At 74.9% G+C, this 13,925-nt stretch carries 13 protein-coding genes and 1 pseudogene; 5 read left to right on the top strand and 9 right to left on the bottom strand.

Going from position 1 to position 13,925, the window contains the following annotated elements; all coding sequences use genetic code 11:
- A pseudogene (locus ABD323_RS34280) lies at positions 1 to 796 on the top strand (hypothetical protein); the annotation flags it as partial.
- Positions 797 to 859: 63 nt separating this feature from the next.
- Here the strand turns inward: ABD323_RS34280 and ABD323_RS34275 are convergent.
- The 3 genes from ABD323_RS34275 to ABD323_RS34265 are packed head-to-tail and all read right to left on the bottom strand — an operon-like array spanning position 860 to position 2,839.
- A complete protein-coding gene (locus ABD323_RS34275) occupies positions 860 to 1,627 on the bottom strand; it encodes an NUDIX domain-containing protein (protein WP_344445980.1) in 768 nt (255 codons plus the stop codon).
- Positions 1,624 to 2,025 carry a DUF4406 domain-containing protein gene (locus tag ABD323_RS34270; RefSeq protein ID WP_344445979.1) on the bottom strand — a complete coding sequence of 134 codons (402 nt, stop codon included), beginning with the start codon at positions 2,023 to 2,025 and terminating at the stop codon, positions 1,624 to 1,626. Before ABD323_RS34270 ends, ABD323_RS34275 begins: the two co-directional genes overlap by 4 nt.
- 28 nt (positions 2,026 to 2,053) lie before the next feature.
- Positions 2,054 to 2,839 carry a DeoR/GlpR family DNA-binding transcription regulator gene (locus tag ABD323_RS34265; RefSeq protein WP_344445978.1) on the bottom strand — a complete coding sequence of 262 codons (786 nt, stop codon included), beginning with the start codon at positions 2,837 to 2,839 and terminating at the stop codon, positions 2,054 to 2,056.
- Between the two features lie 183 nt (positions 2,840 to 3,022).
- On the opposite strand from ABD323_RS34265, the gene ABD323_RS34260 reads away from it, so the two are divergent.
- Both ABD323_RS34260 and ABD323_RS34255 read left to right on the top strand, forming a co-directional pair.
- On the top strand, positions 3,023 to 4,387 hold the full coding sequence (locus tag ABD323_RS34260) for a condensation domain-containing protein (protein WP_344445977.1): 1,365 nt from the start codon (positions 3,023 to 3,025) through the stop codon (positions 4,385 to 4,387).
- A 214-nt stretch (positions 4,388 to 4,601) separates the two neighbouring features.
- On the top strand, positions 4,602 to 5,672 hold the full coding sequence (locus tag ABD323_RS34255) for a hypothetical protein (RefSeq protein WP_344445976.1): 1,071 nt from the start codon (positions 4,602 to 4,604) through the stop codon (positions 5,670 to 5,672).
- 16 nt (positions 5,673 to 5,688) lie between these two features.
- On the opposite strand, the gene ABD323_RS34250 is transcribed toward ABD323_RS34255, so the two are convergent.
- From ABD323_RS34250 to ABD323_RS34230, 5 genes are all read right to left on the bottom strand, one after another.
- Positions 5,689 to 6,393, bottom strand: coding sequence for a LysE family translocator (locus ABD323_RS34250; protein ID WP_344445975.1), 705 nt, complete (start codon positions 6,391 to 6,393; stop codon positions 5,689 to 5,691).
- 150 nt (positions 6,394 to 6,543) lie between these two features.
- Positions 6,544 to 7,995 (bottom strand): hypothetical protein, encoded by a 1,452-nt coding sequence (locus tag ABD323_RS34245; protein WP_344445974.1) that lies wholly within the window; start codon positions 7,993 to 7,995, stop codon positions 6,544 to 6,546.
- 199 nt (positions 7,996 to 8,194) lie between these two features.
- Positions 8,195 to 8,605, bottom strand: a complete 411-nt coding sequence (locus ABD323_RS34240) for a DUF4259 domain-containing protein (protein WP_344445973.1) — start codon at positions 8,603 to 8,605, stop codon at positions 8,195 to 8,197.
- A gap of 99 nt (positions 8,606 to 8,704) precedes the next feature.
- Positions 8,705 to 9,940, bottom strand: a complete 1,236-nt coding sequence (locus ABD323_RS34235) for a saccharopine dehydrogenase family protein (RefSeq protein WP_344445972.1) — start codon at positions 9,938 to 9,940, stop codon at positions 8,705 to 8,707.
- Between the two features lie 124 nt (positions 9,941 to 10,064).
- Positions 10,065 to 11,120, bottom strand: a complete 1,056-nt coding sequence (locus tag ABD323_RS34230) for a PHP domain-containing protein (RefSeq protein WP_344445981.1) — start codon at positions 11,118 to 11,120, stop codon at positions 10,065 to 10,067.
- A gap of 183 nt (positions 11,121 to 11,303) precedes the next feature.
- Here ABD323_RS34230 and ligD point away from each other — a divergent pair, with 183 nt between their 5' ends.
- Together ligD and ABD323_RS34220 are read left to right on the top strand one after the other, a co-directional pair.
- The gene (gene ligD, locus ABD323_RS34225; RefSeq protein ID WP_344445971.1) at positions 11,304 to 12,200 is read left to right on the top strand and encodes a non-homologous end-joining DNA ligase; all 897 of its coding nucleotides are present in this window, start codon (positions 11,304 to 11,306) and stop codon (positions 12,198 to 12,200) included.
- Positions 12,201 to 12,338: 138 nt separating this feature from the next.
- A complete protein-coding gene (locus ABD323_RS34220) occupies positions 12,339 to 13,151 on the top strand; it encodes a helical backbone metal receptor (protein WP_344445970.1) in 813 nt (270 codons plus the stop codon).
- A 58-nt stretch (positions 13,152 to 13,209) separates the two neighbouring features.
- On the opposite strand, the gene ABD323_RS34215 is transcribed toward ABD323_RS34220, so the two are convergent.
- A partial coding sequence (locus tag ABD323_RS34215; RefSeq protein ID WP_425556260.1) for a hypothetical protein occupies positions 13,210 to 13,925 on the bottom strand: 716 nt, incomplete at its 5' end.

The following is a 13,925-nucleotide window of genomic DNA, read 5'->3' as shown; positions in this document are numbered from 1 at the left end:
CCCCTCGCCGACCCACCCGACCGCGGCGGCGGCCGGGTGGCCCGACGCCGTGGGATCCCCCTCCGGCCAGTTCGGACCGCCGATGCCCCCGGCGGGCTGGCCCGGCCAGGCGGGTGGGCCCGGCCAGCTCGTCCCGCTGCCCGACACCTGGGCGCGGCCCGCCACGCCGCCGTCCGGCCGGCGGCGGGCGCCCGTGCTGGGGATCGCGCTGGTGGCGGCGCTGGCGGTGACGGTGGCGCTGACCGCCTGGTCCACCGACGGCTTCGGCGCCCTGCACCAGGACGGCGGCGCCTCCCCCACCCCGGGGCCGCCGACGGCGATCAGACCCACCGCGAGCACGCACCAGCCCGCACCGAGCCACTCCGCGTCCCCCTCGCCCTCGCCGACACCGTCCGCGAGCCCCTCGCCCTCGCTCTCCCCCAGCCACTCCCCGTCGCCCACGGCGCCGACGGGCAGCATCCCGGCGGCCTTCCTGGGGACCTGGCAGGGCGAGGTGATCCAGACCACCGGCGGCCCGCTGACCACCGTCTACCGGCTCCAGCTCGGGCAGGGCAACGTCGGCGAGACGGTCGGCCACGCCACGACCACCGTGCCCTCCCAGGACGTCGTCTGCGGGGCCGCGGACATCCTGCTCTCGGCCAGCGCCCACACCGTGGTGATCAGCGAGAGCCTGACCTCCTCCACCCCCGGGTGCGGCGCCCAGGTCGCGGAGGAGGTGACCCTCACCCTCAACAGCAGTGGCAGCCTGCAGGTCTCACAGATCGGCTTCGCGAGCAGCGAGTTGCTCCGGCAGTGACGTCCTCCGGCCCCGCCCGGACCCCCGCCGCCGCCCGCTCCGCTCGTCCGCCGCCCGTTCCGCTCAGCCGTGGTCCGGGCGGAACGGCCCGTTCAGCGCCGCCCACTGGAGCAGCATGATGGTCTTGGCGTCGGCGACGGCGCCGCTGCCGATCATCGCCAGGGCCTCGGCGAAGGGCAGTTCCACGGCCGTGATGTCCTCGCCCTCGGCGACGACGCCGTGCCCGCCGGCAGCGGGGGCCGTGTCGTAGGGGGCCGCGAAGAAGTGCAGGCGTTCGGTGACCGAGCCCGGGCTCATGTAGACGTCGAAGACGTGCTCGGGCTCCCCCACGGTGCAGCCGGTCTCCTCGGCGGCCTCCCGGCGGATGGCCTCCTCGGGGCTGTCGCCGTCGAGGAGGCCGGCGGCGGTCTCGATCAGCATCCCGTCCGGGTGGCCGTTGACGTAGGCGGGCAACCGGAACTGACGGGTCATCAGTACGGTTCCGCGCTCGGCGTTGTGGAGCAGGATGGTGGCGCCGTCGCCCCGGTCGTAGGTCTCGCGCTGCTCACGGCTCCAGTGGCCGTCGCCGTGCCGGTAGTCGAACGTGGTCCGGCGCAGCACGTACCAGTCGCAGGAGAGCACGTCCACCGCGCGGATCCGTACCCGCGGGTTGCCGGTCAGGTCACGGCCGTACCGGTCCAGGCCGGTGCGGCCGCGCCGGTCGGGCAGGTCCAGGCCGGGCACCCCGCGGTCCGCCGCATCCCGGCCGGGTGCGTCCAGGCCCAGCGAGTCGAGGTCGGGCGAGTCGAGGCCGGGGGCGTCGAAGCCGAGTGCGTCCAGGCCGGCGGTCATCGGGCGGCGGGGATGTCGGCAGCGTTGGTGAAGACGAGCAGCCCGTGGTCCCGGGCGTGCGCGACCATCCGGTCCGCGCCCTGCGAGGGGCCACCGATCCGCAGCACGGCGTCGCAGCGCTCCAGCAGCCGTTCGGCGACGGGGTGGAAGATCTCCTCGTACACGGCGTCGCCCAGCTCAGTGCTGCCGGCCGCCTCCAGCAGCGGGAAGGCCAGCGCCTCGCCGGTGACCGGCAGGTGTCCGGCGCGGAAGAGCGCGAGCGCGGCCCGGTTCATCGCGCCGACGTTGACCGCGAGTTGGAGCGGGTCGTCGCCGGTACCCGACCGGTAGGGGCCGGCCACCAGGATCATCAGCGGGCGGGCGGCCTTCGTCGTGCCGGCGGCCGTGGTCGTCGTCATAGCCAGTACTCCTGTGGTGGTCCGGCCGTCAGGCCAGGGTGGTGTGGACGCCCGCGTCGCGCAGGGCGGCCAGGGTCTGCGGGCCCTGGGGGTGGGTGGCGGCGTCCTCGGCCGCCGTGTCGGTGACGAAGGTCTGCACCGCGCCCAGTTCGGCGACCCGACTGAAGGCGCGCACGCCGAGCTTGGTGGCGTCCGCCACCGCGATCGTGGTGGCCGCCTGGGCGAGCGCGGCCTGCTTGACCGCGGCGTCGTCCAGCGAGAACTCCGACCACCCGTGGGTGGCGTGCACGCCGCCGATGGAGAGCACGAAGCAGTCGAAGGCCAGGGCTTCGAGCGTGCGCAGCGCGAGCGGGCCGACCAGCGAGCGCTCGCCGGGCCGCGAGCGGCCGCCGACGACCACCAGGTCGATGCCGGGCCGGTCCGCCAGCTCGAAGGCCCCCTGCAGGCTGAGCGTCGCCACCGTCAGCGGCGCCCGGTCCGCGAGGTGCCGGGCGACGTGCACCGTGGTGGTTCCGGCGTCCAGCAGCACCCGCGATCCCGGCTCCACCATCGCGGCCACGGTCGCGCCCAGCCGGTCCTTGGTCGCCGCCTGCCACGGCTCGCGCGCCACGAAGCCGGCGCCCTCCTCGCGCGACCGGGTGGCGACCGCGCCACCGTGCACGCGGCGGACCAGGCCCTGCTGCTCCAGCGCGTCCAGGTCCCGCCGCACGGTCATGTCGGAGACCCCCAGCCGTTCGGCGAGCTCCGACACGGTGACCCGGTCGGAGCCCTGCACCAGCCGCAGGGTCAGGTCCAAGCGATTCGCAACAGCCATGGTCACTTTCTAACAGATGGATGGTGAATCGAACAACTGGATGTGAGATCTGTCGGATGACGGCGGCTTGATCGGGACTCGACGGGACCGCGGGCCGTGCGCCAGACTCTGCGCATGGCACCGGCGGCACCAGTCCGCTTCCAGGGGGCCGCACGCGCGGCGGCGGATCGGAGAAATCGAACGGTGAGCAGCGGACCCGAGCGCCAGATCGCCTTCTCCGCCGGGAAGTCCGGTACCGCACCGGCCACTTGGGGCCAACAAGCGATCTGGGACGCCGTGCGCAAGCTGGGACCGGACGCGCCGCGCTACAACGTGACCATGGAGTTCCCGGTCCCGCCCGGCCGCCTGGTGGCGCGCTTCCTGGGCGCCGTGGGGCAGTTGCTCCACCTGCACGACTCCCTGCACACCCGGCTGCTGCCGGAGGAGGACGGCGGGCTCACCCAGGTGCTGGACGCCGACGGGACCCTGCCGGTGGTCGTGCGGACCTGCCCGGAGGAGGACATCGTCCGCGAAGGCCGCGCGCTGATGGCGGAGTTGGGCGGCCTGCCGTTCGACTGCGCCCGCCAGTGGCCGTTGCGGATCGGACTGCTGGAACGGGACGGGGACCTGCGCTACCTGGCCCTCTCCTTCTCGCACACCGCCGTCGACGGCTGGGGCCTGCGCCGGGTGGTGGCCGACCTGTGGGAGCTCACCGACGGGGCCGACCCGGCCACGATCCGCGAACTGCGGCCGGCGGTCCAACCCCTGGAGGAGGCCGGCTACCAGGCCTCCGTACGCGGGCAGCGACAGGACGCGGCAGCGCGGCGGTACTGGGCCAACAAGCTGCGCAGTGGACCACGGCAGCTCTTCCCGGTGCGCCAGGAGCTGCCCGCCACCACCAAGTTCCCCAACGCCGTACTCAACTCACCGGCGCTGGCCCAGGCGTTGGAGGAGGTGGCGGAGGCCCGTCGGACCAGCTCGGCCACCGTCCTGCTGGCCGCCGTCTCGGCGATGGCCTGCCGCGTCTCGGGATCGCCCGACAGCATGCTCCAGGTGGTCGTCAACAACCGCTTCCTGCCCGGCCTGGCCCATGCGGTGAGCACCGTGGCGCTGGAAGGCCTCTTCCACCTACCGGACGTCGGCGACGATTTCGCCGACCTGGTGCGCCGCGCGCAGGCGACGCTGCTGAGCACCTACCGCAACGCCTACTACGACAAGCGACTGCTCGACGCCCACCTCGCGGACCTCGTCGCCCAGGAGGGCTCGATCGCCGACCGTTCGTGCGTCTTCAACGACCGGCGTGACCTGATGCCCCGCCAGCCGGGCGAGGAGGTCGCCCGGGTGCCACTGAAGGAGGCACTGGCGAAGACCACGCTGAGCTGGCCGATCGAGTTCGACCCGCGCCCGCACACCACCTTCGCGATGGACGCCCTGAACGTGCCGGGTTCCCTGGAACTCGCGATGACCGCCGACAGCCGCCTGCTCCCGCGCCCCGCCATGGAGCGCTTCCTGTTCGGCATCGAGGACCTGGTCGTCACCGAGGCCCTCACCCTCAACGGCCTCACCTGAGTCTCCGATGCATGGCCGACCTTCCCCCATGGCACGACGCCGGGCCGAACAACGGCAGGGGAGCATGCCGACCGTGGCGGAGCCCAGGGTCGCCTACGACAGGACTGCGGACACGGCGTAGGTCCACCTCACCGATTCGCAGGCCCATGCCAACTCCTCGCCGACCCGGTATCGGCGTGGGGGCGGGCGGGGGCGCCCCCTAGGATGCGGGGTCATGACGAGACGTGGCCTGACCTTGGCTTTGGCGATATCCCTCTCCGCGGCGACCGGTAGCGGCCTGGCACACGCGGACACCTGCCAGACGATGGCCACCGGCTCCTACACGATTGACGGCGTGTACGGCCAGATCCCCAACGTGCGCATGGGGGGATCGCGCACGATCGACAACACGCTGCACCTGAACGCCCCGGACCAGGGCAGCGCGGGCTTCGAGATGACGGTCATCCCCACCTCACAGCAGGGCGGCTACACCCCGGGGCCGGCGCCGTCCGTGCGGCTGAGTGTGGATGGTGGCCCGTCGCACAGCTTCTCGTTCAGCTGGAGGCCGGGTCTCGCCGGGAACCTCTCCACCTGGAACTCCGACCGCGTCGAGTTCGGCGGGCTGTCGCGTGGTGACCACGTGCTGCACGAGACCCTGTCCATGCCCGCCGGCACCCCGGACGGGACCTACGAGCTCGGGGCGGAGGCCTACCTGGGGCCGTGCGCCATGATCTCGCCCACCAAGTTGGGCCCGGTGAGCTACTGGTTCACCGGCGGCGACCCCGCGCACACGCCCACCCCGGCTCCCGGCGGCGGCACGACCCGCAAGCCGAGCCCACCCGCGACCGCCTCGCCCTCGTCCACCCGGCGGGCCACCGCGACGGCCACACCGAGGCCCAGCTCGCAGGCGACCGCGACCAGCGCGCCGGAGCCCGATCCCCTCACCGACTCGCCCTCGCCTTCGCCCTCACCGTCGCCTGCGGTGTCCGACTCGCCGTCACCGAGTCCGAGCCCGACGCCCTCGTCGAGCCCGACGCCGAGTCCGGTGGACTCACCGACCGCGGCCGGCTCACCGACCGCCGTGCCGCTGGCGGCCTCGCCCGCCGCGCACGGCAGCTCCGCGCTGCCGTGGCTCCTGGGAACACTGCTGGTGGCCGCAATCGCGGTGGGCGGGGTCCTCGCCCTGCGCCGGCGCCGGGCAGCGGGGGGACCGGCCGACATGACCGGAGACGCAGCCGAAGCAACGGCCGCCGGACCCGAGCCCACCGAGCCCACCGAGCCAGCGCCCGACACCGACACCGACTGACAGTGAGGATGTTCTCCTAGTTGTCGGCGAGTGCCAGCCGGATGCCGAAGCCGATCAGGACGACGCCGGTGATCCGGTCCATGGCGCGGCGCACCGCCCCGCTGCGCAGCCGGCTGCCGATCACCCGGACGCCGAGGATCAGGGTGCCGAACCAGAGCATCCCCTCCAGGTCGTGCACCAGTGCCAGCAGCACGCCCATCAGCAGGTGCGAGGCGTGGGCGGGGATGAACTGCGGCAGGGTCGCCAGGTAGAAGACGCCGTTCTTCGGGTTCACCAGGGTGGTGCCCAGCCCGCGCGTCCAGGAGCGCGTCAGCGAGCCGGTGTCCGGGCCGCCGGCCGTCATCCCCACGCCGGCCGCGTACTCGACCCCGTCCCCGTCCCCGTCCCCGCTAGCGCCCCCGACCGCCGCGGCCGCCTGTGGGGCGCGCCGGCCGAAGCTCTGCCGCAGCAGGCCGGCGCCGAGCCAGAGCATGTAGCCGGCGCCGGCCACCCGCAGCACGGTGTAGGCGAGTTGGGAGGCCGTCAGGACGGCCGACGCCCCGACCGCTGCCGCGACTCCCCAGAGCAGCGTGCCGCTGCTGATGCCCAGCGCGGTGGCGAAGGCGTGCCGGCCGCCCCGGGTGACGGCGGCGCGCAGGACCAGGGCGGTGTCCATGCCGGGGATGAGGGTCAACACGCCGGCAACGACGGCGAACGAGGCGAGGGCCGAGAACATGGTCATACCGTCATCCTGTCATTCGTCGGTGCGGCCCCGACAGCCTCAGCAGCCGGGGCGGGACCGCCGCCGCCCGCGCACCCCCGGCACGAGGACGGCCTCCCCGGGCCGGCACCGAAGGCCGGCCCGGGGAGGCCACCAGGTCGAGCCGTCGGCTCAGTTGTCGCCGCCCTCGCCCAGCGCCAGGATCTGGTCGTGGCTGAGGCCGAGCTTGTTGAGACCGATCAGGGTCTCCTCGCTCTGCCCGGTCTTCGCCACCAGGTCCTTCAGCTCGGCGGCCGTCAGCGGCGCCGCCGGGGTGCCCGGCAGGCCCCCGCCACCCGTCGCCGCGCCACCCGCCGGGTCACTCCCGCCCGCGCCCAGGTCCGGCTTGCCGATGGCGGCGGTCACCAGCATCCCGAAGGCGTTCTCGAGGTCGCCGCGGGTCAGCGCCGTGGCACCGGTCGGGGCCTGGATGGCCGGAGCCGCCGGGTCGAAGCCGACCTGAAGCGGGAGGTGGACGTCGGCGCCGGCCTTCTTCTCCAGCTGCGCGAGGTCGAAGCGCGCCGAGGCCAGCGCTCCGCCCTTGACCGCCACGTCGATCACGGCCTCGCGGTCCAGCAGGTCCGTGGGCAGGGCGGTGGGCACCTTGGCGCCGCCCGGAAGCTTGCCCTCCAGCGGCTTGACGGCCTTCATGACGTCCTCGGCGATCCGGCGGGTGGGCGCCTTGATCAGGACGTGCCGGGCGCCGTCCGCCTGCCCCTTGTCCTCGAAGGTCAGGTCGTGCGCGAAGACGTCCTTGAGCGCGTTCACCAGGTCGACGCCGACCTTGGGGTCCAGCGAGGGAGCCGCCGAGGGCGTGGCCGGGCCACTCCCCGCGCCGGCCGGGCCGCCCTTCTCGGCGCCCAGCTCCTTGAGCGTCTTGGCGTCGATGCTGATCCACTTGCCGGTCAGCCCCTGCTTGAGCGGAGCGGCCTGCGGCGGCAGCGCGTCGAGTTCGGCGCGCACACCGGCCGGGTCCTCGCCGCCCAGCTTGGACAGGCCCTCGGCGTCCACCCGCAGGTAGACCGAGCCGGCGACCTGACGGTACTCGGCGAGCGCGACACCCGAGCGGTTCGTGACGGCGACCGCCAGGCCCATCGCCTCGGTCTCGGCCTCGATCCTGGCCGCGGCCTGCGCGTCCTTGGCGGGGTCGGTGTTCTTGAGGCTCTCCAGGTCCTTCAGCGGCTTGTCCGCGTGCAGCGCCACGGACACGCTCAGCCCGGCCAGCCCCTCGGCGTCCTTCTGCTCCATCGGCTCGCCCGTGGCCTTGCCGTACGCCACCAGCTGCTCGGGCGTGGCGTCCAGCGTCAGCTTGACGCTCAGGTCCTTGCTGTCGGCCAACTTCCCGAAGGCGGTGGAGACCTGCTGGGCGGCGGTGAGCTCCTTGACGGTGCCGCAGGCGGTCAGGCCGGCGGCCAGGACGCAGCAGCCGGTCGCCGCGACGAACGAGGCACGGGCGGCACGGCGTATGGCGATGTTGATGGTGCTTCTCCTGGAGGACAGCGCCCGGGACTTCGGCAGGCGGGCGGCACGGTGGCACGGGCGGTCGGTGGTCCGCCGCCCGGCGGGACGCTCAGAGAACCACATCCGCGCGCGAACGGCATCCGATTTCTTTGCCAGTTCTTGACCCGGACAAGCTACCCCATCGCGAAGCCCACCCACCGGCGGCCCCCGGCCGGCCCACGAACGCCCTCCCCGCGGCCCGCGGCCCGCACCTCACGCGGCGTGAGGCCGCCCGGCGGTGGGGCGACTTCCCCCACCAGCCGCCCGCCGGGGCCCGGCGGGCTCAGCCGGCCTCGCCGACCAGCACGCCGCGCAGCCGGGCTATCCGCTCGCGCCAGATCGCCCCCTCGCCGGAGTCGTCCCAGAGCTCGGCGAGTTCGGACTCCGCACCGAGCACCCGGTCCAGCGAGCGCACGGCCACCGCGTCGAGCTCGGCCGGGAACGACGGCACCTCACCCTTGGGACCGTAGGACGGGTCGACCGGCTCGCCGCCGGCACGCTGAGCGGCGACCAGCGCGGCGGCGGCCACCGCCTCCTCCCCGTCGTCGCCCTCCAGGTACCCCTCGGCCTCCCCGGCCCGGGTCAACGCCGCCCGGACCAACGCCACCCGCTCGGCCGGCGGAGCCTGGTCCAGCCGGCCGGCGAAGTCCGCGGCGTTGTCATTGTGAAAGGGGCCGACATCCCAGGTGCCCATCGCTACTCTCCTTGTTCGATCGCTGTTCGATCCAGCAAGGCCATCCTGACGCAACCCACTGACAACGCCCCACGGGCAGCGGTCGATCCGACGGGTCGGTCACGCGAGGTGGCGACCCGGTGCGGTGAGCGGCGGGCGCTCGAGGACGGTGAAGAGGATGCCGGCCGCCGTCAGCCGTTCGATCAGCGCGGGGCCCATGGCGACGGCCGTGGTCACCTGCCCGGCGGTCTCGGGCAGTTCGTCGAAGGCCAGGCAGAGCGCCGACTCGGCCAGCATCTTCGCCGTCTCGCCGTACCCGGGGTCGCCGCCGGAGACCTCGGTGTGGACCTGGGCGCCCGCGCTCCGCGCGACGAACCGGACGGTGAACCAGGACTTCGCCCGCTGCTCGGGGCCCGGCCCCTCGCCCGGCTTGCGCAGGCTGGTCAACGCCTTGCGCAGGGACGGGAGTTGCGCGGCCAGCGCGAGCAGCGTCAGCCCCACCACCCCGCCGAGGGCGATCGGCAGCCGGCGGACGGCGGCGTGGTGCCCGTAGCGGAAGTCCGGACCGTACGCGGGCAGCGCGGCGGCCGAGCGGCCGACCACCTGCGGGTCGATGGTGGGCAGCGGCAGCACCCAGGCCCGGGCGTGCGGGGACCAGCGCGGGCGCTGGGGCGAGATGCGGATCCGCCGGCCGGTCGGGCTCGGCTCGACGGCGCGCCGGGCCCGGGCGGCCTGCGCGGTGGCCCGCGGGCGGGACATCGCGGTGAGCGCGGAGGCGAACGTGCCGCCCGAGAAGGTGCCGGTGGCCCGCACGAAACCCTCCACGGCGACCGGCGTCCCCGCGCTCTGGGCCGGCAGCTGCCCGACCGTGAAGAGCACGCCGAGGTCGTGCGGCACCGAGTCGAAGCCACAGGCGTGCACCAGCCGGGCGCCGCTGCGCACGGCGCGCTCGTGGTGCAGCAGGTACATCCGGTCCACGAACTCCGGCTCGCCGGTCAGGTCGACGTAGTCGGTGCCGGCCTCCGCGCAGGCGGCGACCAGGGGCTCGCCGTAGCGCAGGTAGGGGCCCACCGTGGAGATCACCACCCGGGCCGACTCCGCCACCGCGCGCAGCGCCTCGCGGTCGCCCGCGTCGGCGGCCAGCAGCGGGAGTCCGGCCAGCCGCGCCGACCGCTCGGGGTCCGGCTCGTGGGCGGCCAGGTCGTCGCGCAGCGCCTTCAGCTTGTCCAGGTTCCGGCCGGCCAGCGCCCACCGGCAGTCGGCGGGGGCCTGCCGCACCAGGTACTCCGCGGTGAGCCGGCCGGTGAAGCCGGTGGCTCCGAACAGGACGAGGTCATAGGGGCGTTCGGCGTCCATCAGTCTTCCCTACTGGCCGGTATCCGGGGCGGCCAGGCTAAGGAGCCGCTCGACACGGTGTCAACAAGGCAGGTCCGGCCGCCGGACCAGCCCCACAGGCCACCCCACGGCGGCGGCCCCGCCGTCAGCCCCGCTCCTGCGGCAGCCGGCCGGTCCGGGTCCAGTCGAGCAGTTGGTCGGCCGTCCAGGTGGTGATCACCCGCCGCGGCGGCACGCCGGCCCGCGCGGCGCGGGCGCAGCCGTACTCCTGCCAGCCGAGCTGGCCGGGCGCGTGCGCGTCGGTGTCCAGGGCGAAGAGGCACCCGGCCTGCTCGGCCTGGCGCAGCAGCCGGTGCGGCGGGTCCAGTCGCTCCGGGCGGGAGTTGATCTCGACGGCGGTCCGGTGCTCGGCGCAGGCGGCGAAGACCTCCGCCGCGTCGAAGACCGACTCGGGCCGCTCCTTGCCGCCCCCGCGCACCCCGTCACCGGGCGCCACCAGCCGGCCGGTGCAGTGGCCCAGCACGTCGACCAGCGGGTTGCGCACGGCGTTCACCAGCCGCCGGGTCATCGGGCCCGACGCCATCCGCAGCTTGGAGTGGACGGAGGCGACCACCACGTCCAACTCGGCCAGCAGCTCGTCCTCCTGGTCGAGCGAGCCGTCGTCCAGGATGTCGCACTCGATGCCGGTGAGCAGCCGGAAGGGTGCCAGCCGCCGGTTGACCTCGGCGACCACCGCCAGCTGCTCGCGCAGCCGCTCGGCGCTCAGCCCGCGGGCCACGGTCAGCCGCGGCGAGTGGTCGGTGAGCACCACCCAGGCGTGGCCGAGATCGCGGGCGGCGCGGGCCATCGTCTCGATCGGGCTCCCCCCGTCGGACCAGTCGGAGTGCAGGTGGCAGTCCCCGCGCAGAGCCGCGTGCAGCGCCGCGCCCGCGGCGTCCAGCTCGGCCAGCGGCGCCGCGGCCCGGGCCTCCAGCTCGGCCAGGTAGCCGGGCACCTCGCCCGCCCGCGCCGCGCTCACCACCTCGGCGGTCTTGGGCCCCAGCCCGGGCAGCGCGGCGATCCCGGCGGTGGTGCGCGGCAGCTCGGCGGTGCGGGCGCGCAGCGCGTCGGCGGCCTTGCGGAAGGCCTGGACGCGGTAGGTGGACGCCTGCTCGCGCTCCAGCAGGTAGGCGATCCGCTCCAGGGCGACGATCGGCTCCAGCGGGGTCCTGGACTCCTTCGGCTCCAGCGGCTCCATCGACGGCTCCGTTCCCTCGGCCAGCGGCGCCGCGGCCCGGGCCCTGGCACGCCCGGCGGCTCGGTCCGCACCATCATCGGCGATCACCGCCGCCCGCCCCGGGCGACCCGCCGCGCGGCCGGGCGGCCCCGCTGCCACCATCGGACCATGCCCGACCCGACCGCCACGGTGGCCGAGGTGGAGGGCCGCCGGCTGCGGCTGACCCACCTGGACCGCGTGCTCTACCCCGACGCCGGCTTCACCAAGGCCGCCGTGCTGCGCTACTACACCCAGGTCGCCCCGGTGCTGCTGCCCGCGCTGGCGGGCCGGGCGGCCAGCTTCCTGCGCCTGCCGGAGGGGGTGACGGGCGAGCGGTTCTGGGCCAAACGGGTGCCACCGGGGGCACCGGGCTGGGTACCGGGGATCGAGGTGACGCACCGCCACGAGACGCTGCGCCAGGTACGGGTCGAGGACCTGCCCACGCTGCTCTGGGCCGCCAACCTGGGCTGCCTGGAGATCCACGTGCCGCAGTGGCGCGAGGACCCGGGCACCCACGACCGGCTGATCATCGACCTCGACCCCGGCGAGGGGGTCGGGGTGGTGGAGTGCTGCACGGTCGCGCTGGCGGCGCGCGAGCTGCTGGCCGCGGACGGGCTGCTGGCCTGGCCGAAGACCACCGGCAGCAAGGGCCTGCACCTGACCGTCCCGCTGGTGGCGACCGCGGCCGACCGGGCCGGCGACTACGCCCGGGAGCTGGCCGGCCGGCTGCGGCAGGCTCTGCCGGCCCTGGTGGTGGACCGGATGGCCACCCGGCTGCGGCCCGGCCGGGTCTTCGTGGACTGGTCGCAGAACAACAGCGCCAAGACCACGGTGGCCGCCTACTCGCTGCGGGCCCGGGCGCTGCCCACCGTCTCCACCCCGGTCGGCTGGGACGAGGTGGCCGCCTGCCGGGAGGCCGCGCACCTGGTGTTCACCGCCGACGAGGTGGCCGCGCGGGTGCTGGCCACGGGCGATCCGCAGGCGCTGCTCGCCGACCCGAAGTCGGCCGGCACGCTCCCGGACTGACCGGCCGAGAGCCGGCTGCCACCGGGCCGCCAGGCGCCGGGCGCCGGGCGCCGAGATTCGAATACCGGCACGAGCAGCAGCAGGGGGCCAGGTCCACCGGCCCGGCACCAGCCCGCGCCGCCGAAATACCCTGACGCCATGACCGACGCCGTCCCCACCCCCGCCACCCGGACCCTCCTGGACGACCTGGGCCACCCGCTGCGGCTCGGCCCGGTTCGCCGGATCGTCTCGCTGGTCCCCTCGCTCACCGAGGCGGTGGCGGCCACCGCCCCCGGTCTGCTGGTGGGCGCCACCGACTGGTGCAGCCATCCGGCCGGGCTGGCGGTGGCCCGGATCGGCGGCACCAAGAACCCGGACATCGCCCGGATCACCGCGCTCGCCCCCGACCTGGTGATCGCCAACGAGGAGGAGAACCGCCCCGCCGACCTGGCGGCGCTGCGCGCGGCGGGCCTGCCGGTCCACGTCACCGAGATCCGCACCCTCGACCAGGCGCTGTGTTCGCTGGACCGGCTGCTCACCGAGGTCTGCGCGCTGCCCCGACCCGCCTGGCTCGACGCGGCGGCCGCCGCCTGGCAGCCCTACCCGGCCCGGCCCGCGGGGGCGACCGGCGGGCCGCGCGCGATCGTGCCCATCTGGCGCCGTCCCTGGATGGTGCTCGGCCGTGACACCTTCGCCGGGGACCTGCTGGCCCGCCTGGGCCTGCGCCTGGTCCACGGCGACCACTCGCAGCGCTACCCGGCCCTGCCGCTGCCCGAGTTGCTGGCCGCCGCCCCGGAGCTGGTGGTGCTCCCCGACGAGCCGTACCGGTTCACCGCCACCGACGGCCCCGAGGCGTTCCCCGGCGTGCCCGCCGCGCTGCTGAGCGGGCGTCACCTCACCTGGTACGGGCCCTCGCTGGCCCAGGCGCCGGCCGTCCTGAGCGCCCAACTGGCCGCCGCCACCCTCCGCTGAGGCCGGCACCCGCCGCTGAGGCCCCCCAAGGGCGCGGGATCCGCCAGCCTGCGCCGGCTCAGCCCGCGGGCTTGCGGACCTGCGCGAAGAGTTCGGGCCCGCGCCGCTCCAACCGCCGCACGGCCAGCCGCCCCAGGCCCCAGCAGAGCAGCGCGCCCCAGCCGAGCGCGACCGGCACCGCCAGCCACCGCACCGCCGGCTCGCCGCTCGCCGTCCCGGCGATCAGCAGCGCCAGCGCCGGGCCCAGGGTGAGCACCGGCGCGGCGAGCAGCATCAGGTTGACCTTGACCTGGCGCTGCGGGGTGGGCCCACCGGTGGGGGTGAGCGGGTACGGCGTCAGGATCGAGACCAGCACCACCACACCGGCGCCACCCAGCAGCAGCCCCGGCTCGGCGGCCAGCGCCCACGGCCACGCCCAGCCCTGGCCGCTGACCGCGGTCAGCACGACGGTGAGCAGCAGTCCGGCCGGGCCCGCGACCAGCAGCCAGGCCCACTGCCGGCCCCGGACGTCGGCCCGTGCGACGCCCGGGGTCACCAGGGTGAGCCAGAGCGCCGATCCGTCGTCGCCGTACAGGTTGCAGTTCACGGCGATCGCGATCGCGGTGAACGGCGCCCCGGCGAACGGCAGCATCAGGCTGACGCCGCTCAGCGCGGGGATCACGCAGACCAGCACGCCGACCAGGAACGCGATCATCAGCTGCACGCTGCGCAGCATCGACCGGGAGTAGAGCCGCAGTTCCTTGCCGATCACCGCGCCCTGCGCGGTCGCCGGCA

Origin of the sequence: Kitasatospora nipponensis (assembly GCF_039528135.1) — a bacterium.
In the GTDB taxonomy this organism is placed as follows: domain Bacteria; phylum Actinomycetota; class Actinomycetes; order Streptomycetales; family Streptomycetaceae; genus Kitasatospora; species Kitasatospora nipponensis.
The sequence above is the reverse complement of the archived record's forward strand: the minus strand, read 5'-3'. Positions and strand labels throughout refer to the sequence as shown.

Bases quoted from the DNA above. Each gene is read 5' to 3' on its own strand.
- ABD323_RS34275 (WP_344445980.1), bottom strand. From the start codon at position 1,627: ATGACCGCCGGCCTGGACGCACTCGGCTTCGACGCCCCCGGCCTCGAC.
- ABD323_RS34270 (WP_344445979.1), bottom strand. From the start codon at position 2,025: ATGACGACGACCACGGCCGCCGGCACGACGAAGGCCGCCCGCCCGCTG.
- ABD323_RS34265 (WP_344445978.1), bottom strand. From the start codon at position 2,839: ATGGCTGTTGCGAATCGCTTGGACCTGACCCTGCGGCTGGTGCAGGGC.
- ABD323_RS34255 (WP_344445976.1), top strand. From the start codon at position 4,602: ATGACGAGACGTGGCCTGACCTTGGCTTTGGCGATATCCCTCTCCGCG.
- ABD323_RS34250 (WP_344445975.1), bottom strand. From the start codon at position 6,393: ATGACCATGTTCTCGGCCCTCGCCTCGTTCGCCGTCGTTGCCGGCGTG.
- ABD323_RS34245 (WP_344445974.1), bottom strand. From the start codon at position 7,995: ATGTGGTTCTCTGAGCGTCCCGCCGGGCGGCGGACCACCGACCGCCCG.
- ABD323_RS34240 (WP_344445973.1), bottom strand. From the start codon at position 8,605: ATGGGCACCTGGGATGTCGGCCCCTTTCACAATGACAACGCCGCGGAC.
- ABD323_RS34235 (WP_344445972.1), bottom strand. From the start codon at position 9,940: ATGGACGCCGAACGCCCCTATGACCTCGTCCTGTTCGGAGCCACCGGC.
- ligD (WP_344445971.1), top strand. From the start codon at position 11,304: ATGCCCGACCCGACCGCCACGGTGGCCGAGGTGGAGGGCCGCCGGCTG.
- ABD323_RS34220 (WP_344445970.1), top strand. From the start codon at position 12,339: ATGACCGACGCCGTCCCCACCCCCGCCACCCGGACCCTCCTGGACGAC.